Raw genomic sequence first — 20,468 nt, forward strand, 5'->3', positions numbered from 1 at the left:
GGCGTATGAATTTACTACGAACAAGTTGTAGAACGAGCCTGGTAATCGCGCTACTCTGCCTGCAATCACCTTTATCTTTTGCACAATCTGCCGACGCTCAGATGGATGTGAAGGAGTTGTGCAAACAGATTTTTTGCCGCACACCAAACTTCAAGCTCCAGCTTAATAATCAAGATGTATTTGAGGCCGATTTTGAGACGCCGCTGCCTGTTCTTGCCAATAAAAAATTAATCTCCGTTTTTCCGGGTGAAACAGTGTTCGTAGAAGCAAGCATCATTAATGGAGCAATCAGCCTGAAGCAAGCCGTCAGTAGCAATGCACATCCCGAGCGCACTTTGGTATTTAAATTTCAGCAGATGGATAAACAAAAGGACATGCTGCTCGAAGTAGAAAACCCATTTCCTGAAGATATTAAATTCAAGATGGGATATATGCAGACAGACTCCAGCAAGATATACGCGACTTCCAGTTGCCCTGTGCGCGGCAAACTAAAACTTTTTGAACACTGGCCCTACCCCATCTATCAATTACTGATTACCCAGGCAAAGGTATTGAGCCAGTCGGACAAGAGAGTGTGTAATTAAGCCAGACCTGAGCAGCATGCCACAACAAACAGTAAACACCATGCAAGATGATTTATCGACTGATCACTGGCCACCTCCAGGCTGCCCCGATTTGTGCTGGCCAGAACAACTCTCTTCAGAGAGCAGACCAGCATGGTATCGTGCCGTCATTACCGCCTACGCCGCGCTATGGGAAGGGCATGTTAGCCAGGCACGCTTTGCTCCGGTAACCGAAGCCGATTTGCTTGATCTGGAAACGCGTTTGTCCTGCCCGCTGCCGCCCGCCTTGAAGGCTTATCATCGCGAATTTGGTGCTTTATCCTTGGCAGAAAAAATATGCAGCGTCAGTCCGGCTGGTTATACACCTATCCAACCCTTGCTGGAAGCCTATCCGGGAATTACTGATATGCTGGAAGATGGTGACAATACCGATGTGCTGGAACTGGTAAAAGACTTGATTGCTTTTGGTGACTATCTGGGCAATGGCAATATGTTTTGCTTTCATCGTGAAAACCATCATGTATTTTACTTTGACCATGACGATGGTGACATGCTCAGCCCCTTCTTCACTTCAGTGGAAGAATACCTGGATGCACTGATGATACGCTGCCTGGCAGAAATACATGAGAACGAAGACACAGGCCTTGATCTGCTTGCACAACGCCATGGGCATGGGTTGGTGAAGAAGTGGCTGTATTAATTATCCCATTCTCGTCAGAACGCGTGCGTATCTGAATCAGTATACAGGTCACGATTTTGGCGTTCGGTCAACCAGCCCTGGCATAAAAATGGAACAATACTGCTCGCCTTGCCACGCATGAACCTGAAGCCATAAGGCAGCTTGTCCATTGCCAGTGCAACCAGTATTTTCTCTGCCCTGCCCCTCGCAGCTTTGACCAATGAGGCTGCGGGAAAAACAGTCAATGAGGTGCCGACCACGAGAACCTTGGCAGCGGTTGCGATATGCCTTCTGGATTCTTCTAGATATTCAACATCTTCACCGAACCAGACTATGTCAGGGCAGAGTTGCGTACCGTCTTCACAGAATTGCCCCAATTGTATAGGCGCTGCATCAATACGGTAACGCCTGCGCGCTTCAGAAGTGCCACGTGCATGATTCAACTGCCCATGTACATGAATGACGTTTGAAGAACCTGCTCTTTCATGCAGATCATCAATATTCTGGGTGATCACAACAACTTCATAGGCCGATTCAAGTTCAGCAAGAGCAAGATGTGCGGCATTGGCTTGCGCCTGGGCTGCCTGCAACCTGCGTTCATTATAAAATTCCAGCACGACCTCGGGATGGGCGCGCCAACCGCTTGGACTGGCAACGACTTCCCAGGAATAGTTATGCCACAGGCCATTTGCATCGCGAAAAGTAGGGATACCGCTTTCAGCACTAATCCCTGAGCCTGACAAAACGACGATTTTATTTGTTTGTATTTCTGCTTTCATAAGCAATGTTGGCGCGCTGAAGGGAGTTTCCCGTGGAAATCCAACGCCACAGTATCAAGTGGAAGTTCAGCATATCATATGTCGAAAAAAATGCCGCCGGAGCTAACTCATGCACCGTCACTAAATTCATAAGTCTCCAGAACTCGCCAGGGATGATTGCCGCTTTGTTCTATCAGACAAATGCTGGGGAAAACAAGCTGCAAGGGTGTCGGCAGGCTGGCTGTAACTTCCAGGGAATTGCCGGGATCCTTAGGGTTTCTGGGGTGGGCCAGGGTCAGGTGTGGGCGCTGTATCCTGATGTCTTTTGAATCCAGCACAAACTCACGCAGATGAAGAAATGCATCCTCCCCTGCTATGCAATGCATGATCAGGCCGTGCCCGTAGAATATTTCTGCAGGAGCGAAGCTCAGGGATATGGCAGGCCGGCGCAAGTTTTGCAGCCTGCTCCTGATCGCGGGTAAATCCCCCAGTTCATCTTCGCGGCATAAAGTTATATGTGCCGGGATAAGACTGCTTTGCACAGGATCGACTACCCGCCGCACTTGCTCCAACTCTATGGCGACTTGCACAGGTACAAACATGCTCAGCTGCTGACGTGAATTTAGCATGGCCCAAATCCCAAGCAAATCAGGATTATGACTTAAAAGTCTCCAGCCATTTTTTCTCTGAAGCAGTCAGCGTTTTTTGCAGCATGCGTTCTGGTACTTCCCAGACTACGACTTTAGGAGGCTGGGTTTTGAATTCCTTGCTGTTCAGGTAGGCGTAGGCTGCGCCGTCAAAGTCCCCGCCGTCCTTGGCCAGATTGGCAACCGGGGCACCGAGGTGCTGGCTCAGGAAAGGCACGAAATTCGCAGCGCGGCTAAAGGATGTGCCAACCAGGGCCACGGTCGGCAGGCCTGCGTCGCCAAACAAATCATCACTCGCTACAGCCACGGGTGCAACCTTGCTGACCTGGGTGACTTCTGTTGCCGGACGCATCCATGCAGGCAGGCCTTCAAGATTGGAAACGCGCATGAGGTCACCGGAACGCTCGGTCGTATTGCTTTGTATGGCTTTGGGGTCAAGCGGTGCTACCGGTTTGTCCACCAGCTTCAAGGATTGCAGGTGCTCTGCCAGGGTCATTGCAGCCACGTTGGCCCCACGTTCATTCCAGTGTGAATCACTGCGGTAATAACGCTCTTCTTTCATGGCAGCCAGCGCTGGAGCAAAACTCAACACTTCCACCTTATTATTTGTCAGCGTGCTCACCCAGTCATTTAAACGATTGGCAAACCCCGCAGGGCGATGCAGGCCACATAAATGGCTTTCTTCTATGCGAGTTTTATCGGGCACTACAGCAACCACCAGCTTGATGCCACGCATTTGCAGGTCAGCGGCAGTCTGGGTAATGATCCTGGCCCTGGCTGCCGCATTTTCTGCTGCATGAGCATATGGCGTGAGTTCATCCGACAAAAACAACCAGTCGCCACAACCACGCCGTACAGATGCGCCGGTATCGCCAGCTATCGCCCAGGTGACACCGCGTTCAATTTTGGCGAAAGCTTTACTCAGCAGGAAATGATCATTCAACTGGGTTGAAAACTGCCGCGTCGCCTCCCCATCCAGCAGACGGCTAATTTTGCCTATACCATCCCATTTTTCTTCGGGCACATCGCGTAAGGACGTCTGGGTAACGGCAAAACCGCCCAGTATGATGACGCCGAAAGCAGCAACGGGGATGAAGCGTGTCCAACCTGCTTTTTTGGGATCAAATCTAAAACACTCGCTCATGTTGATCTCCTAAAACTGGAAATACAGGAAGGGAATCGCTTTTTGCCCGGCCAGAACCACGACGGCATAAGCAAAAGTCAGCACTGGCCAGGTCATGCTCCAGCCTGCATAACCCAGGCCACCCTGCTTGCCTATTCTGGTCGCGGGATATACGACACAGACCAGACCAAGCATAAAAGTCAGGATGATGCTGGGGCGTAGCGCCTGGGCAATGGCATCCCCCATGGCAACACCATGCAAGCCGAACTGGCCTGCCCAGATATCGGTGGCAGTAGCAAAGCTCTCAGAGCGGAAAACTGTCCAAGCCAGCATGACGACGAACAAGGTCAGCGCCCGCGACAGATAGTCAGGCATGGACAATCCTCGCTGGGTAAATGCGCGGTCACAGCACAGGGCTGTGCCCTGGATGATGCCCCAGATCAGGTAATTCCAGTTTTCGCCGCCATGCCAGAGACCACCGATTGCCATGGTCAGCAAAAGATTGATGTAGGTGCGGGCTGGGCCGCCACGATTGCCACCCAGGCTGATATACAGATAGTCACGCAGCCACGAGGACAGCGTCATATGCCAGCGCCGCCAGAAATCCTGTATCGACACGGCCAAGTAAGGGTTATTGAAATTTTCCTGGAAATCAAAGCCCAGCATCAAGCCCAAGCCTATGGCCATGGCACTATAACCGGCAAAATCAAAATACAATTGCAGGGTATAGGCGGCACAAGCAGTCCAGGCATCGATCAAACTGGGATTATGCAAGCCAAATCCCAGGGTCACGATGGGTGACAAAGTGTCAGCAATCAAGACCTTCATCGAAAAGCCGACCATGAAACGGCGCACACCAGCAGCAAACTTGTCGATGGAAAAAACCCGTTCACGCAATTCTGTATCGATGACCTTGTAGCGCACAATCGGGCCGGCAATCAAATGCGGGAACATGGCCATATAGGCACTGAAAGAAATGATGCTGTATTGCGCAGCCACCGTCTTGCGGCGCACATCAACAATATAAGAAATCGCATGCAGTACCGTGAAGGACAAGCCTATAGGCAGCATGAGGTTTTCCCACGGTATGATGGGCATGTCACGGCCAGTCAGGATGGTATTGAGCGAATACACCAGCATATTGGTGTATTTATACCAGACCAGCGACAACAGATTGAGAACGATGGCGCTTACCATCAAACGAGTTTTGCGTTGTTCGCTCTGGCTCTTGTCTATCAGTATTGCTGCGCCCCAGGCGAGTACCGTCAAAGCGATAATCAGCAATAAGAATTTTGGCGTCCACCACGCATAAAATAACCAGCTGCCGACCAATAATGTGTGGTTACGAAAACGCTGGGGCGTGATCAGATAGAGCGCAAAAAATAAGGGGAGGAAGAGTGTAAGAAACTCCAGGGACGCAAATACCATAGCCAGAACCCGTAATCAGATCAGGACGTACTGTCGCGTACAAAGAAAGTCTGGCGTGCTTTTTTGCCAGGCATGAGAACCACACTATAACGTTCGCCGGGTTGCAACTGCCCCAGGTCTACAGTCTTGCCCACATCCTTGGCATCACAAATCGCCTGGGTTTTCAGGCTGATAGGATTGACCAAGCGGCGCTGTAAACTGGCTGGTTTCACGGCTTCCAGTATTGCTGTATTTTTTTCTGCCACATTCAAACCCGCGGCATTGCAAGTGCCATCCAGATTGAGCAAGGCAACAGAAGCTTTGCTGGCATTGAAATCTGTTGGTGTATCCCTGACTACTACCGTTGTTATGCCAGTACCATTGCTGACGATGGCGATAGTGACAAATTCGCCTGGTTTGGCGACGACTTCGACATCAGTCTTGGCATTACCGACCTGCACATTGGCTGCCAGTTTGGCACCCGCCTTGACTGGATAAAAACGGGAAACCCTGGCATCCCCCTGGGCAGCCAGAGCCACTTTGGCTGCGCCATTGACCACACTGGCCTTATCTTCGCTTGCATTGAGGAACCTGACAAAGGATGAATCCTGGGCAGGCCCGGTTTCATACAAAGGATTGTCAGCATGCGCTGCCAGAGTCAAGACTGAAGTCAGGCAAGCAAAGATAAGCTTTTTCATGTGAGGTCAGAGTCCGTAATTATTTTTTGATGTTTTGCAAAACGGCTGGGGAAGAAATGGCATTGCCAATTGCAGTGCCCCAGGCTTTGTAACCAGCCAGATCAAAATGCTGGCCATCAGACGATGCCCATTCACCCGGTTTGGACATGGTCAGAGAATCGATATAAGTACAAGGAGCGACGATCTCGGACAAATAGCCCGACATTTCTTTGGCGCGGGCAAAAGTCTTGTTGAACTTGCCGCCTTCAGTACCCCAGGCTGGGCCAACCCAGACGCAACCTACTGCATTGTTCTTGACACCCTTGGTCAGACGTGACACTTGTTGCCAGATCCAGGTCTTGGGTAATTCCGGGGCGGTATACGAAGCCATGGTGTCGCCATTGACGACGACAACCAGATTTGGCTTATAGGTTTTTACCAGTTCGTTGAACGGGCGTGTCATGGCATCCTGACCGGTCTTCACTTCTACCGGACCATCCTTGATACGCACGGCACCACCACAAGGAGATTGGCTTTTCACCATCCAGTCGCCCGCTGCGACACCGCAGGCACCAAAGGAATACACCACGGCACCTTTGCTCATCAAGTCATCATGCAAGGTAGTGATGAGATAATCCTGGGTGGACATATGGCTATCGCCAATAATGAGGACGGTCAGTCCGGCTAAAAGTGCGCTCATAGTATGTTTGCTTTACGTATTCGTTTAAAAAATATTCGCTTTTTGTCGGCTACATTTTTCAAGCAGGGGTGCCAAGCGAATTCCACATTTTGAATATTGCATTTATTAACAATTTATTGCATTTGCTTACAATTGTTCCGGAATTTCGCCCAAACTTAAGGTTAGATACCAACATTTATGTAAAATACAGCAATGAAATCTAGTTTAAACAAACCAATATGAAATTCCAGCTAGTTGACGAAAGTTCACAAATACATTTTTTTAAGCAATAAATTTAGGCAAGCAATAAATAAACATTCTTTGCATGTAATTTGGGCTAGTCTGACGCGAGACAGGTATTTAGTGCTAAGCTTGAGCGAGCTGAAGATTAAGCGGCTAAACAGCTTATTTTTCAGGCAAGCTCCAAGTTATATGGATCAAACTTGCCTATTCCCGGAATTTAATATGGGCAGCCCTGATTAATCCCTTATAATTAAGCAGTTATGACAAGCGGCGGCATGTAAATGCTGCCCGTTTTATTTATGGCTATCAAACATTTCCTGCAGTTCTCCGATTTCACCTTGTCCGAGTTTGAATACCTGATGCAGCGCGCGCGTATCATCAAGCAGCGTTTCAAGGCATATCAAACCTACCACCCTTTGCTGGATAGAACTCTGGTGATGGTGTTTGAGAAAAACTCCACCCGCACCCGCCTGTCATTTGAAGCAGGCATGCATCAGCTTGGGGGCGCTGCGATTTACCTGAACACTCGTGACAGCCAGTTAGGCCGTGGTGAACCAGTAGAAGATGCTGGTCAGGTCATGTCACGCATGTGCGATATCATCATGATCCGTACCTTTGAGCAGGAAATGATAGAGCGTTTTGCCGCTAACTCGCGCGTGCCTGTCATCAATGGCTTAACGAATCAACATCATCCTTGCCAGGTGCTGGCCGATGTGTTTACCTATATTGAACACCGTGGTTCCATCACCGGCAAAAAGGTGGCGTGGATAGGTGACGCCAATAATATGCTGTATTCCTGGTTGCAGGCAGCCCAGGTGTTCAACTTCCATCTGCACATCTCCACACCCAAAGGCTATGATATGGATATGGCACAGGTGACGGCGGACAAATCGCAGTACACAGTCTTTGACAGCCCATCCGACGCATGCGCTGGCGTTGATCTGGTCAATACCGATGTCTGGACCAGCATGGGTTATGAAGATGAAAACCAGGCACGCCTGAAAGCCTTTGATGGCTGGATAGTCGATGAAGCCAAGATGGCCCGCGCCCATCCAGATGCCCTGTTCATGCACTGCCTGCCCGCGCATCGCGGCGAAGAAGTGTCTGCTGGTGTCATCGATGGTCCGCAGTCAGTAGTCTGGGACGAAGCCGAAAACCGTTTGCATGTGCAAAAAGCCTTGCTGGAATATTTGGTGGTTGGCGAGATTCGCTGAGTTTGTCATTTTAAGAAAAGACCTCTCAACACAGAGGCACAGAGACACAGAGTCAGCACAGAGAGAAAACCGAAGAAAATCTTGTTGGTCCGGGATTACTCTTGAATCAGTAACCTGTGAATGAAATCGTTTCTCTGGGAATCGCATTTGTATTGGAAAGGTAGGGTCAAATAAATCTCTGTCATCGAAGCAAAGAAGCAGGCAAATGAATGATGTTTTTTCTCATGCTTTTCTCTGTGTCTCTGTGTCTCCGTGGTGAGCTTTTTGGTCTTCCTTATTATTTATTTTTGAAAGCACATCATGAGCGATACTAAAAAAGTCGTCCTCGCCTATTCTGGCGGTCTGGATACCTCTGTCATTTTGAAATGGCTGCAAGATAATTATCAGTGCGAAATCGTCACTTTCACTGCTGATCTGGGCCAGGGTGAAGAGCTCGAACCGGCGCGTGCCAAGGCCATCAAGTTTGGCATCAAGCCTGAAAATATTTTTATCGATGATGTGCGTGAAGAGTTCGTGCGCGATTTCGTCTTCCCTATGTTCCGCGCCAATACCGTGTATGAAGGTGAATACTTGCTGGGTACGTCCATCGCCCGTCCATTGATCGCCAAACGCCTCATCGAAATCGCTAAGGAAACTGGTGCAGACACCATTTCCCACGGCGCGACCGGCAAAGGTAATGACCAGGTACGTTTCGAGCTGGGTGCCTATGCGCTGATGCCAGGTATCAAGATCATTGCCCCATGGCGTGAATGGGATTTGCTGTCCCGTGAAAAACTGATGAAATATGCTGAAGATGCAGGCATAGAAATCGACCAGAAGCATAAAAACGGCGGCGCGCCCTACTCCATGGATGCCAACCTTTTGCATATCAGTTTTGAAGGCCGTCACCTGGAAAACCCAAGTGCCGAAGCCGAAGAATCGATGTGGCGCTGGACAGTCAGCCCTGAAGCTGCACCAGACCAGCCAGAATACCTGAATGTAGAATTTGAGCGCGGTGACATCGTTGCCCTGAATGGCGTACGCATGTCGCCAGCGACCGTACTGACAGAATTGAATCGCCTCGGTGGCAAGCACGGCATAGGCCGTCTGGACTTGGTAGAAAACCGTTATGTCGGCATGAAATCCCGCGGCTGCTATGAAACACCAGGTGGCACCATCATGCTGCGCGCCCACCGCGCAATAGAGTCCATCACCCTGGACCGTGAAGTCGCCCATCTGAAAGATGACCTGATGCCACGTTACGCCAGCCTGATTTATAACGGCTACTGGTGGGCACCAGAGCGCGTCGCTCTGCAAACCCTGATTGACCATACCCAACACACTGTCAATGGCTGGGTACGCCTGAAGCTGTACAAGGGCAATGTCATCACGGTATCGCGCGATTCCAAAACCGATTCGCTGTTCGACATGAACATCGCAACCTTTGATGAAGATGGCGGCGCCTACAACCAGGCTGATGCAGGCGGCTTCATCAAGCTGAATGCATTGCGCATGCGTATTGCTGCCAATGCCCGTGCAAAACGCGGTCAGTAACGCTTCAATAAAACCTGAATATTTAAACTATTCTCGACCCGCCCATTGATTTGCGCGGGTCGTTTTTTCTTGGAATTTAAAAATGTCTACCCAATTCGATCAAGTCAGCGTCGTCAAAAAAGCCAATTTGTTTTTTGATGGCAAATGCGTTTCCCACACTGTATTGTTTGCTGATGGCAGCAAAAAAACCGTGGGCATCATCTTTCCTTCCAGTCTTGTCTTTAACACTGGCGTCGCAGAAATCATGGAATTGAATGCGGGCAAATGCCGCGTGCGCATCAATGATGAAGCCGAATGGTCCACTTATGAAGGTGGCCAGCAATTCAATGTACCAGCGAATGCAAAATTCGAGATTGAAACCCTGGAGACTCTCGATTACGTCTGCCATTTTGCCTGATTCGCTATGAATCCCTGATGGGCCGTAGAACTATCTGCGGTTCATCATTGCAGTGCAAGCTGAAACCCATGCTAATCCTGAGCGACGGTCTGCTCATGCAATTGATAGCATTGCCAGGCAAGCTCACGCAGGCGCTGGCGCAATGCTGGCGGCGCAAGCACTTCAAGTTCTGGCCCTATTCCCAATAACATTTGCGCCGCATGCTCTATGGTTTCTATAGGCAGGGTGATGGTTTGCCATACGCGATCCGGGGCGTCAGCCATAGCACCCCGCTGCGCCTCTACTACCTGCGCTGCGAAGGCACCCAGTTTGCTTATCCTGTCCAGACCTGTGGCCGACACGCGCAGATGTGCCGTGTTTGATCTCAGTTCTTTTTCAAACCTTGCGGTTGCTGCATTCCAGAAGTCGGGCAAATCAAAATCAACGGGTCTGTCAAAGTGCTCTTCCAGCACTTGCATGTCAGTGATGTGCACGACTTTGAAAATACGTAATTTTTTAGAGCTGCTGGCTCGGCTCTGGCTATTTGCCACCAGATACCAGGCACCCGCCTTGAGCACCAGGCCCAGGGGCTCCATTTGCCATTGCCGCAAGCCAGACCAGCTTTCATAACTGGTCTTTAATTTCTGCTGTGCCAGTACGGCGCGGGCAATGCGTGGCAACGCTATGGTGCTTGGCTCATTGCGATACCAGTCATTGCTATCCAGATGAAAGCAGTCAGCGATACGGCGCGAACCTTCGCGTAAGCTGGGTGGCAACGACGCCATGAGCTTGCGGCTGGCGCGCGTTGCAGCATTGCCCAATCCCAGCGCCATGGCAGGTCCAGGCAAGCCTATCATGAACAGGGCTTCGGCCTCGTCGTTTTCCAGGCCAGTAAACTGGCTGCGATAACCTGCCATCAATTGGAAACCGCCATGTGGCCCACGATCACTCTGTACCGGGATACCGGCTGCACTCAGCTCATCAATATCCCGGTAGATAGTACGCACTGAGACTTCAAATTCCGCAGCCAGTGCTTCGGCCGCCACCCTGCCACGTAATTGCAACAAGATCATGATGGAAAGCAAACGGCTGGCACGCATAAATGACTACTCCGAAATAATTCCTGACATACTTTGTCAAGAATTGCAGCCTATCATGGCCAGGCTTTTCAGAACAAGCTCAATTCACAAGCTCAATCAAGGAGACATACCATGAGTGCAACAAGCCACGATCCACAAAGAAGAGTCTTGCTGCAAACCGCAGCAAGCATCGCCGTCAGCCAATTAGCCGCCAATGCAGCCGCAGCCACAACAGAAAGCACAAAACCCATGGACAAGAAACAGCACAATGGCAAGCCTGGTGAATTCGATTTCCTCAGCGGCTCATGGAAAATCAGTCACCGGCGGCTGAAGAACCCAACCACTGGGGAATGGGATGTGTTCGAAGGCGAAGCTACTTGCTGGAGCATACTAGGCGGGGTCGTCAGTGTTGAAGAACTGCGCATACCAGCACGCAATTTCAGCGGCATGGGCTTGCGCACGCTGGATGTGGAAAACCGGCAATGGTCAGACTTCTGGGTCAATGGACGCAATGGTGTGCTCGCACCACCGGGTGTCATCGGCGGTTTTGAGAATGGTGTCGGTTTGTTTGTGTCAGATGAAGAAGAGGAGGGTAAACCCATTAAAGTACGTGGCATCTGGGACAATATCTCTGCCGCAACTTGCCGCTGGCAACAGGCGGCTTCCCGCGATGGTGGAAAAACCTGGGAAGACAACTGGATCATGGATTGGGTAAAAACCAGTTGACCCTCATGAACCCTTACTTGGGATCATATAGCTAAAGCTGCGGCAGGCCCGCAAAGTCTGCCCCACATTTTGCGCTACCCTATAAGGTTAATATTTACTTCACTACCTGTTTTGCAAAAACCTGATCAACTCGGGTGAGTTTTCCAGTTGATATTTGATCAGCAAATCCCGGTACTGGCCAGTTGCCAAAAAATTTCTGAATTCCTGATCGAAACTATCACGCAGCGAAGTCATTTTTTTGGATTTTGCAAATGCCAGGTAACTGGGAACGACATCAATCGCGACAGGTAATTGCACAATTTTATCCGCCCATTCCTTATTCCTGGGCAGCTTGAGTAAGTGTGAGGCAGAGTAATAATTACTGGGGAACAAATCTATCCGTCCTATCAGCAATTTTTTCATGCTTTGCTCAAGCTCATAGGCTTCATCAAGCTTTAACTTGGCACGCATATCGTCAAAACGCTGTCCATAGCTGATTTTGCGTACTGTCCCTATACGCCAGCCTGCCAGGCTGGCAATATCACCATTGAAAACAATAGGGGCATCTTTTTTGGTATAAAAATACACCACTTGTGGAAGGATAGCTTCTGCACTGAAGTCAAGAAATTGCTCACGTTCTGGCGAATGAAAAATAGTGAAGATACAGTCGCGCTCACCCGTCCTGAGCATTTCCAGGGACCTGGCCCAAGGATAGATTTCAACGTCTATCGTATGTCCCATGCTCTTGAAAACCGCACTGACGATGTCCACCGCCAAGCCTTTGACGCGGTTATCACTATCTTTATAGATCAAGGGTGGATAATCCAGCGATACGCAACGATAATTCCCTGCCTGTGCAAACACGGGCATGAGCATGCATAGTAGCAAAGCCAGCCTATGTCCTCGCTTCACGACGACCTCCTTCAATAGATTGCTACCAACTGCCGTGCACAGATAATTCAATACGCCAAACGTCCAAGCAAAGCATCAAAAGGTAAAGCGATCTGCTTTTGAAAAGCTGGCCGTTCTTGCAGGCGCGCATACCATGCGAGCACATTTGGTGGGCGTTCCACTTCCAGCCCCATGGCAAAGTAGCGATGCAGAATAGATCCGGCAGGAATATCTGCCATACTGAATCGTGTGCCTGCCAGATAATTTCTGGTCGCCAGATAGCCATCCAAAACGCGAAAATGCTTTTGACAGGATACTAGCAAATTGCTTATCGCTTTTTCATCGCGTTGTGCTGCAGGTGTACGGTAATAACTCCAAAAAAGGCGTATGAAGTCTGCCTGCAAGGTGGTGGCAGACCAATCCATCCAGCCATCGGCCAGTGCACGCTCCGCCACAGACTCTTGCCAAAGTGTAGCACTTCCATAGCGGGCTGCCAGATAACGTACGATGGCATTTGACTCCCAAACAACAGTATCGCCATCTTGCAGCACAGGCACCCGTCCGTGTGGATTCATGGCAAGAAATTCTGGCATATCCAAACCACCAAAGCTGCCGCCAGCATTTCTATGCTTGTAGGCCAGGCTCAATTCATCCAGTGTCCACAACACTCTCTGCACATTGTATGAAGTGTCCCTGCCCCATACAGTGATATTGCTTACATCCATATTACGCTCTCATGGTTTATGATTTTCTTCATCAACAAATCGCTACTTTCATCACAGTTGCGCTTTTTTCAAACTGGCCTGATATGCCTGTATGTGCGGCAACAGTGCGACTCGCCTCGTCAGACTGGCTGCGGACCAATATTGTTCCCTGTCGTAATACTGCGCCATCACAGGCGCATTACCAACCAACTTGACCCATGGTTGCTTTGATTCAGTATAAATATGGATGTCTGGCGGTAAATGATCTGGTCGATCCAATGTACCTACCCGCACAAATCGCAATAAGGGGCCGGCACCGGCATAATTGCTCCATATGGCAACACGACATGTAGGGCACCGGGCAAACAATTGCCCCTTGCCACTCGCTGAGGGGGTATCCACCATCTCTGGTTCTGCGCCAACATTCTGCAGGCGGTCTGCTTCTATTACCGCATTGAGTGCAAAGGCTGCGCCACTTTCACGCTGACACCAACGGCAATGGCAGCAATGCACGATCAAGGGCTCACTGAGCAGGCGATAGCGCAAATGCCCACAATCACAGCCGCCTTCAAGTGGATAAATGGATGCAGTCACCATTTTGGCTCTCCTGTCTGTGCCAGGCTTGATCCTGAATATGCGTTACAAATGCAAGCCAAAACGACCCAGACCAAGAATACCAATGAGGCCGATGGCAATGAGGTAAAGTGCAACGATAAAACTCACGAGTTTAGGTTTGATCAGGATGCATATGCCAGCAACCAGTGCGAGGATGGGCATGAGGGTCAGGTGTATGTTCATGTATGGCTATTTTATGGTTGAGCAAGTTGACGACTGATGGCAATCCTTCCTGCCATGCATACCATATAGTTCCACATAGCCATACTATGTTCAAGTCTCAAGCACATGTTTTTTGATCTTACTTACTCAGCACCTCCTCGACAATTTTTTGAATTTCTCCAGACTTTTTCATGTCCACCAGAATCTGATTCAATAAGCGTGAAAAATCAGCTTTGTAGGAATAACGGCCATTGTCACGGTTGGTGTATCCAAGATATGCCAATTCCTGACTGATCACGGCGGCTTCCACGATAACCTGGCTATTTTCGGCGTAGACGCCATCCGCCTTGATGCGTTCAATTTCCCAAAGGATAGAGAGACGGTCATTGAGATAACAATCTATGCGACCAAGCAAAAGTTTGAGTATATTCGAACGATTGCTGGGCGCCTGGTCTTCAAACATTTTGCCATCCTTGACAGCTTTCTTATATTTTTCACCTCCGACGTTAAAACCAGCGTTAACACCTACTTTCAGGCCGTAGAAATCATCTGGCCATGTTGGTGGATGTTTTCCGGTTTTTATCGCGCTCTCACGACAAAAAGCCACGACTTGCTCGCTTAACACTGGTTCTGAAAGAGTAATATAGGGGCGCTCTAAGGGACGGTCATAGGGTGGGAACAAAGCCAGGCCCTGCCCAGTTTCTATCAACATAAGTCCCCGCTTCCACGCCACTGGCTTGATTTGCACTTTATAGCCTGGCATGCGTTCGAATGCTTTACTGAAGATGGCTGGATAAACCCCTTTCGCCTCACCACCTTCTTTATACGAATAAGGCGGATAGGATTCATCTGCATAGACGCTCACTTCAATGACATCCGCAGCCGCCGCTGGCCCTGCCAAAGCAAACCCCAGCAAGAATATGGCCTTCATGAATATGGCCTTCATGAGCATTGTCCTTGTCGATTGAAAAACTCATCTTGTTCAGGTCTTCCAAAATAAGTCTAGCCAGCCAAAACCGCATATACAAGCCAAAGATAGTCAATCACAAATGAAAAACTGCAGACTATTACACAATTCACAAGCTTCCTGCTATCTTAGCAATCTTATTAACTTGCAATTTCATACATAACAATAATCCAACATCAGAGGAGAGCAAGATGGCGAACAATGCAACGGTACAAGGAATCGACGTGTCCCATTACCAGGGAACCGTGAATTGGACTGCGGTCAAGAATGCTGGCATAGGCTATGCCTTTGCTAAAGCCACTGACGGCAATACCTATGTTGATACGCAGTTCCAAACCAATTGGGCAGGAATCAAGGCAGCAGGCCTGCTACGTGGCGCCTATCATTTTTATGAAAGCAATGACGACCCGGTAACGCAGGCAAATAACTTCATCAAGACAGTGGGCAGCCTGGCAACTGGCGATTTACCACCTGTTATCGATATTGAAGCTTACAAGGGTGACTTTGGCAGCACCACACTGGTAGCAAACGTGCAGACCTGGCTTAACACCGTGGAGCAAGCATTGGGATGCACGCCCATGATTTATACCGGCCCGTCTTTCTGGAATCAATATATGAACAATTCCTTTTCCAGATATGCGCTGTGGGTCGCGCAGTATGGGGTAACCCAGCCTAAACTTCCCAATGGCTGGAGCAAATGGACTTTCTGGCAAAATTCTGAATCGGGGACAGTGGCTGGTGTTACTGGTAATGTTGATACCGACATCTTCGCTGGGTCCATGGCTGACTTGCAGGCTTTTGCCAGGAACAAATAAAGTATCGCGTGTAGCTGGCGGCAGGTGTTACACATCCATCTGCCCTGTATGCTTATCGCCTGGATTTGGAAATATCTTAGATTTTGTAGATGCTTATCATATTAGCCACGGCTTCCATGACTTTCTGGCGCAATTCTGGTGGCTCCAGCACTTCTGCATCACCGCCAAAGCGTAGAATTTCTGCACAGGCCATAGGCAGGGAACCAACCGGTATCGTCGCCGTGCACCAGCCTTCTGCATCAAGTTCACTGGATAACTGCATTTCAGAATAGACATAGGGCGACAAAAAAGCTTCCCGCCATTTCGCCCCCCTGGGTGACAGGCGTATGGTCGCGGTATTACCATGCATGCCCTGCTCCAGCCTTTCTGTGGATTTGCGCCAGTAAGCAGCCAGGTCAAATGGTGCTGGCCTGGGGAAATGCTGATCAAGTACGGCAATTTCCTGTATGCGCGAGATCCTGTAGGTACGAGGCATATCATCCACCCGCCCTACCAGATACCATGAGCCCCCTTTCATGACCATGCCCAAAGGTTCTAGCGTACGTTCTTTGACGCCTTTCCAGCTCTGGTAGCGTATATGTATGCGTTTCTGCTCCCAGACTGCGTCTGCCACCATGGGTAAATATTGCGGCTGCTCGGACTGAGAAAACCAGGCAGGTGCGTCGAGGTAAAAACGTGAACGCATTTCCAGCGCGCCTTCGCGCAAAGAGGCAGGCATGGCAGACAGTAATTTATTTTGCGCCGCCATCATGACCGAACCCAGACCCATATCGGTGGCCGCGCCTGCCAAACCGCTCATGAACAAGGCTTCTGCTTCTTTGGCTGACAAGCCATTCAATTGTGTACGGTAACCATCCAGCAAGCGATAGCCGCCACCAGACCCACGCTCGCTATAGATGGGAATGCCAGCCTCGCTCATGGCATCGATGTCGCGATAAATGGTGCGCAGGTTGACGGCACACTCCTCTGCCAACTCTGGCGCAGTGGCAAAACCACGGGCTTGCAGGATAGTCAGGATGGAGATCAGTCGGCTGGCGCGCATAGTTTTTACAAGATTTCCTGCATTATTTTCAAAATAGGAATGAATAGTAAACCAACCTGACAAAAGATGTCAGGTATAGAGGCATATTCTTATATCAACGGCCAGGCAATTCCGCCTGCGCCATGAAAAGAAAGGTCTTACCATGAACAATGCAGACAATATTACTCTGTTCTATGCCCCACAAACCCGCGCCACCGGTGTGCTGATTTTGCTGGAAGAGCTGAGCGCGACATATAACTTGCAAGTCTTGAACATGAAAGCTGGGGAGCAAAGGCAAAGTACTTATCTGGCGATTAACCCCATGGGTAAAGTACCAGCACTACATCACCGCGGTGAATTAATTACAGAACAAGTGGCGGTTTTTTTATACCTGGCAGATTTATTCCCTCAGGCGGGCCTGACCCCAACTTTGGACAGTCAGTTGCGCGGTCCTTATCTGCGCTGGATGGCGTATTACGCTGCCTGCTATGAACCGGCGCTGGTAGACAAGTTTGCGCAACACCCGCCAACAGCTCCTTCCATGTGCCCTTACAGTGATTTTGATACCATGCTAGACATCATCAAGGCACAATTGGAAAAAGGTCCCTATCTGCTGGGTGAGCAATTGACGGCAGCAGACATACTCTGGGGTAATGCCTTGCAATGGGGCACCATGTTCAAGCTCGTGCCCGAATCCCCCGTCATCATGGAATATATCCAGCGCATTTGCAGCAGACCCGCCTTTATCAAAGTCGGCTCCATGGATACTGCCTGGGCAGCCGAGCATGAGCGCTTGGCTAATGAGCTGAAAGCCGCCTGAATCAGCAAAAAAAAGGAAAGTAAATAGCTTATATTGGCCTGGATGAGTGTCCGGGCTATATAGCTTTGCGAAATACCCGAATGTCTTCCACCTGCTTTTGCTAAGAGCATAACTCCGCAACATATACACTCCTCCGATCTTCCGTAGAAGTTCCTTTATTAGCAAGATCAATACAGCCACCCGCACAAGACTTGCAAGCCCAAAGTGCCCAGGCACCGTCATACTTTTTAGATTCCAAGACAAATAATTTCCCGCAGAAAATACTGCAATCAGAGCGGAAAATATTTATTGCAACAAAAATAATTTATTCTTTCTCTCGTGGCACAATTACCGATTCAAATCTTGATATGCACACTTACAGAAAATTACCAAATAGCCAGCCGCAAACTGTTGTCTTGCAGGCTAGCTTTGGATAGTATCCGTGCAATAAAAAAGCCATACCCCCGAGGGAGAATTCATGCGTCGTATTTGGATCGTCACCGGCACTGTTGTCACAGTTGCCGCTGCTGCTGTCGCCTACCAGTTAAGTAAGCATTTGAAGGATTACCATTATGTTGGTACCCGCCTCATGGTGGATATGTCACAACCGGATGCCTTGATACGCACCACCAGTCTGTCGAAACTGCCTCGCGACTTGCTTCAAGTGCCTATCGCCAAAGATGTCTTGACCGAAGACCTGGCCTTTTATTACGAACAGAATGAAGACCGCATGGGTTTGAATGGTGCCGTCAAACGCATTGCCTACGAGCATGACCTCGACTGGCAAGACAAGCTGTATGCCAGCATTTTCAATGAGCCAGCTGAAGTTGCCTTCTGGCGCGATGGCAAAGGCGCCTTGCGCCACTATGCGGTTGTCATGCGCATGGGCTTGTTCAATAAAGCCTTGCAAGAAGCCGCCAAGGTCGCAATGAAAGATGGTCAGCTCAAACTGGCTGGCGATATCAGCACCAGCAATGGCAAAGCCCAGATCATGGCGCTGGAAGTCAATCCACGCCGCACCCTGCTGCTGATCAGCCAGGGCGATCGCGTCGTGGTCTTGTCTGATCCTGGTCTTTTATTTGATGACAAAAACGGTGTCGTGACAGAAGCCCGTGCTGCTGTTACCAAATGGCTGGAACATGATGGCGCACTGTCGCTGCAATTTGATCTCGACAATATTGCACCTGCGCCAGCCCAGGCTGCAGGCACGGCAAAACATACGATGGCGATAGGTGCACCAACCATGGCCCTAGGTTATGGCGCTTTTGTATCCGGCTTCAAGGGAGTGCGCTTTGACTTTGGCGGCAACTGGTCAACTTCAGTCTGGCTGGATTCCAAGAAGACTTCTTCTGCCCAGTTACTTGACCCTGCCTTGTGGACTGCCGCACCTGCCAACCCCAGCGCATGTATCACCGTGCCAATTGACTGGGGCATGGTCAATACCGTGTTGAAGGAAGCGGATGCCAAACCCAAGCTGCCAGATCAGGCACTGGCACCACTGTCCGGCCCTGGCCTGGCTTGCTGGTATCGTGAATCGAATTTGTATTCTCCAGTGTTTATCACCAAGCTGCCTTTGAACACCGCCAACCGCGATGCCACTTTGCAAGCCATGGCGACCTGGGCAATTGCCAGCGGTGAACAGGCGACACCAGGCAAAGGCACGACTAAGGCCAAGCCTGAGCAGAAACTATGGCGCAATACCAAAAGCATGGCTACGCTGGCCGCCAGCGGCGACTTTGTGGTGTTCTCGCCCGATGGCGGCCTGGTAGAAAAAGTGGTTGATACCATCGCGCGCAGCAATCCCAGCGTGGCTGACCAAAGTTCAGACACACAAAGTATGCTGGGTCTGATTACTCCGCGACCATTATCAGAAATGGCTCAGCGTGAAATCTATGCAGCCCTGTCCAAACCTGAAGATGCCAACTTCCTGGAAGCCGCAAAGACGCATCTGCCCGCCCGCATCAAAGCCTTGGCGACTTACCCGCCGATACGCCTGGAATTGAGCAAGGCACAGGCCAGTGGCAAAGCCTGGCAAAAAGTTGACTGGGTCAGCAAGGAGAAATCCAATTGAAACGCCGGCATGTACTGACTGGCATGCTCGCCACCAGCACCATGCTGGGCTGGCACAGGCTGGCGCTGGCCAATAAGCTCACAGCACCTGCTGTGCCATTGCCTGCCGTAAATGCTACCAAAGCTGGAACAACTACAGCTCCTGTCGTCACAGCACCAACCGCTGCACAAACATTAACGCCAGCCCAGTCGCGCAGTTGCCGCGCCTGGATGACACGCATCATTGCCGCCCAGTTGACTGCAGGCCCGACACCGCGCTGGCAGCAGCGTGATTGCGTGGGTCTGGTGCGTTTTGCTGTGGCAGAATCCCTGCGCGAGCATGATGAAAAATGGAAGCGGGCGAATGGCATGCTGGGCACTGCCCTGCCGCCAGAAATTGATCTCGATCAAAGCACGCAATCAGTGCGCCACCAATGGCGGCTGGCTGACGGCACGGTCTCAGCCTACGTCAGCGCCATAGAAATGGTGCAGGAAAATGCCAGGTTCCGTGGCAAGGACTGCAATCTGGCGTCCCCCGGTGACCTGCTGTTCTATGACCAGGGCGACGCCCAGCATCTGATGGTGTGGATGAATTCTTACATCGCCTATCACACTGGCACGGTCACACCCAGTGACAATGGTCTACGCGCCGTCAAGCTACGTGACCTGCAAGCCTGGCGCGATACGCGCTGGCACCCTACCCAAGAGAATCCCAATTTTGCTGGCGTGTATCGCCTCAATTTCTTGTCCGCCTGAAAGCGC

General features: G+C 50.3%; 23 protein-coding genes. 10 read left to right on the forward strand and 13 right to left on the reverse strand.

Annotation, left to right across the window (positions count from 1 at the left end):
• The first annotated feature begins 5 nt into the window (after positions 1-5).
• Both ACO0LC_RS12050 and ACO0LC_RS12055 read left to right on the forward strand, forming a co-directional pair.
• Positions 6-584, forward strand: coding sequence for a hypothetical protein (locus ACO0LC_RS12050; RefSeq protein ID WP_423003294.1), 579 nt, complete (start codon positions 6-8; stop codon positions 582-584).
• A 16-nt stretch (positions 585-600) separates the two neighbouring features.
• Positions 601-1,263, forward strand: a complete 663-nt coding sequence (locus ACO0LC_RS12055) for an SMI1/KNR4 family protein (protein WP_423003296.1) — start codon at positions 601-603, stop codon at positions 1,261-1,263.
• A 14-nt stretch (positions 1,264-1,277) separates the two neighbouring features.
• Here ACO0LC_RS12055 and ACO0LC_RS12060 read toward each other — a convergent pair whose 3' ends face one another.
• The 6 genes from ACO0LC_RS12060 to ACO0LC_RS12085 all read right to left on the reverse strand — a co-directional run bounded on the left by ACO0LC_RS12060 (position 1,278) and on the right by ACO0LC_RS12085 (position 6,554).
• Positions 1,278-2,021 carry a Sir2 family NAD-dependent protein deacetylase gene (locus tag ACO0LC_RS12060; protein WP_423003298.1) on the reverse strand — a complete coding sequence of 248 codons (744 nt, stop codon included), beginning with the start codon at positions 2,019-2,021 and terminating at the stop codon, positions 1,278-1,280.
• Between the two features lie 107 nt (positions 2,022-2,128).
• Positions 2,129-2,629, reverse strand: coding sequence for a 2'-5' RNA ligase family protein (locus ACO0LC_RS12065; RefSeq protein ID WP_423003300.1), 501 nt, complete (start codon positions 2,627-2,629; stop codon positions 2,129-2,131).
• 25 nt (positions 2,630-2,654) lie between these two features.
• Complete coding sequence (locus tag ACO0LC_RS12070; protein ID WP_423003302.1) at positions 2,655-3,791, reverse strand: alginate O-acetyltransferase AlgX-related protein; 1,137 nt, start codon at positions 3,789-3,791, stop codon at positions 2,655-2,657.
• Positions 3,792-3,800: 9 nt separating this feature from the next.
• On the reverse strand, positions 3,801-5,198 hold the full coding sequence (locus ACO0LC_RS12075) for an MBOAT family O-acyltransferase (RefSeq protein WP_423003304.1): 1,398 nt from the start codon (positions 5,196-5,198) through the stop codon (positions 3,801-3,803).
• A gap of 20 nt (positions 5,199-5,218) precedes the next feature.
• Positions 5,219-5,875: an alginate O-acetyltransferase AlgF gene (locus tag ACO0LC_RS12080; RefSeq protein WP_423003306.1), complete on the reverse strand. Its 657-nt coding sequence runs from the start codon at positions 5,873-5,875 to the stop codon at positions 5,219-5,221.
• A gap of 19 nt (positions 5,876-5,894) precedes the next feature.
• Positions 5,895-6,554, reverse strand: a complete 660-nt coding sequence (locus tag ACO0LC_RS12085) for an SGNH/GDSL hydrolase family protein (protein ID WP_423003308.1) — start codon at positions 6,552-6,554, stop codon at positions 5,895-5,897.
• Positions 6,555-7,075: 521 nt separating this feature from the next.
• On the opposite strand from ACO0LC_RS12085, the gene argF reads away from it, so the two are divergent.
• From argF to ACO0LC_RS12100, 3 genes are all read left to right on the forward strand, one after another.
• Positions 7,076-7,990 (forward strand): ornithine carbamoyltransferase, encoded by a 915-nt coding sequence (gene argF / locus ACO0LC_RS12090; protein ID WP_423003310.1) that lies wholly within the window; start codon positions 7,076-7,078, stop codon positions 7,988-7,990.
• A 300-nt stretch (positions 7,991-8,290) separates the two neighbouring features.
• On the forward strand, positions 8,291-9,523 hold the full coding sequence (locus ACO0LC_RS12095) for an argininosuccinate synthase (protein WP_423003312.1): 1,233 nt from the start codon (positions 8,291-8,293) through the stop codon (positions 9,521-9,523).
• 82 nt (positions 9,524-9,605) lie between these two features.
• Positions 9,606-9,920 (forward strand): pyrimidine/purine nucleoside phosphorylase, encoded by a 315-nt coding sequence (locus ACO0LC_RS12100; protein ID WP_186954131.1) that lies wholly within the window; start codon positions 9,606-9,608, stop codon positions 9,918-9,920.
• 71 nt (positions 9,921-9,991) lie between these two features.
• Here ACO0LC_RS12100 and ACO0LC_RS12105 read toward each other — a convergent pair whose 3' ends face one another.
• Complete coding sequence (locus tag ACO0LC_RS12105; protein ID WP_423003315.1) at positions 9,992-10,999, reverse strand: helix-turn-helix transcriptional regulator; 1,008 nt, start codon at positions 10,997-10,999, stop codon at positions 9,992-9,994.
• A gap of 111 nt (positions 11,000-11,110) precedes the next feature.
• Here ACO0LC_RS12105 and ACO0LC_RS12110 point away from each other — a divergent pair, with 111 nt between their 5' ends.
• Complete coding sequence (locus ACO0LC_RS12110) at positions 11,111-11,704, forward strand: hypothetical protein (protein WP_423003317.1); 594 nt, start codon at positions 11,111-11,113, stop codon at positions 11,702-11,704.
• Between the two features lie 102 nt (positions 11,705-11,806).
• Here ACO0LC_RS12110 and ACO0LC_RS12115 read toward each other — a convergent pair whose 3' ends face one another.
• The 5 genes from ACO0LC_RS12115 to ACO0LC_RS12135 form a co-directional block, all read right to left on the reverse strand.
• On the reverse strand, positions 11,807-12,595 hold the full coding sequence (locus ACO0LC_RS12115) for a substrate-binding periplasmic protein (RefSeq protein WP_423003319.1): 789 nt from the start codon (positions 12,593-12,595) through the stop codon (positions 11,807-11,809).
• 47 nt (positions 12,596-12,642) lie between these two features.
• Positions 12,643-13,299 (reverse strand): glutathione S-transferase family protein, encoded by a 657-nt coding sequence (locus ACO0LC_RS12120; protein WP_423003321.1) that lies wholly within the window; start codon positions 13,297-13,299, stop codon positions 12,643-12,645.
• 51 nt (positions 13,300-13,350) lie between these two features.
• On the reverse strand, positions 13,351-13,875 hold the full coding sequence (locus ACO0LC_RS12125) for a GFA family protein (protein WP_423003323.1): 525 nt from the start codon (positions 13,873-13,875) through the stop codon (positions 13,351-13,353).
• A 42-nt stretch (positions 13,876-13,917) separates the two neighbouring features.
• Positions 13,918-14,076: a DUF3096 domain-containing protein gene (locus tag ACO0LC_RS12130; RefSeq protein WP_186954124.1), complete on the reverse strand. Its 159-nt coding sequence runs from the start codon at positions 14,074-14,076 to the stop codon at positions 13,918-13,920.
• A gap of 118 nt (positions 14,077-14,194) precedes the next feature.
• Complete coding sequence (locus ACO0LC_RS12135; RefSeq protein WP_423003325.1) at positions 14,195-15,001, reverse strand: substrate-binding periplasmic protein; 807 nt, start codon at positions 14,999-15,001, stop codon at positions 14,195-14,197.
• A 212-nt stretch (positions 15,002-15,213) separates the two neighbouring features.
• Here ACO0LC_RS12135 and ACO0LC_RS12140 point away from each other — a divergent pair, with 212 nt between their 5' ends.
• A complete protein-coding gene (locus ACO0LC_RS12140) occupies positions 15,214-15,837 on the forward strand; it encodes a glycoside hydrolase family 25 protein (protein WP_423003327.1) in 624 nt (207 codons plus the stop codon).
• Positions 15,838-15,913: 76 nt separating this feature from the next.
• On the opposite strand, the gene ACO0LC_RS12145 is transcribed toward ACO0LC_RS12140, so the two are convergent.
• Entirely contained in the window at positions 15,914-16,879 is a 966-nt protein-coding gene (locus tag ACO0LC_RS12145; RefSeq protein ID WP_423003329.1) for a helix-turn-helix transcriptional regulator, read from the reverse strand.
• A gap of 142 nt (positions 16,880-17,021) precedes the next feature.
• On the opposite strand from ACO0LC_RS12145, the gene ACO0LC_RS12150 reads away from it, so the two are divergent.
• The 3 genes from ACO0LC_RS12150 (at position 17,022) to ACO0LC_RS12160 (ending at position 20,462) form a co-directional block, all read left to right on the forward strand.
• On the forward strand, positions 17,022-17,678 hold the full coding sequence (locus tag ACO0LC_RS12150; RefSeq protein WP_423003331.1) for a glutathione S-transferase family protein: 657 nt from the start codon (positions 17,022-17,024) through the stop codon (positions 17,676-17,678).
• A 457-nt stretch (positions 17,679-18,135) separates the two neighbouring features.
• Positions 18,136-19,728 (forward strand): DUF2138 family protein, encoded by a 1,593-nt coding sequence (locus ACO0LC_RS12155; RefSeq protein ID WP_423003333.1) that lies wholly within the window; start codon positions 18,136-18,138, stop codon positions 19,726-19,728.
• Positions 19,725-20,462 (forward strand): DUF1175 family protein, encoded by a 738-nt coding sequence (locus ACO0LC_RS12160; protein WP_423003335.1) that lies wholly within the window; start codon positions 19,725-19,727, stop codon positions 20,460-20,462. Before ACO0LC_RS12155 ends, ACO0LC_RS12160 begins: the two co-directional genes overlap by 4 nt.
• Positions 20,463-20,468: the final 6 nt, after the last annotated feature.

This window comes from Undibacterium sp. JH2W, from assembly GCF_049340425.1.
Lineage (GTDB): Bacteria > Pseudomonadota > Gammaproteobacteria > Burkholderiales > Burkholderiaceae_D > Undibacterium.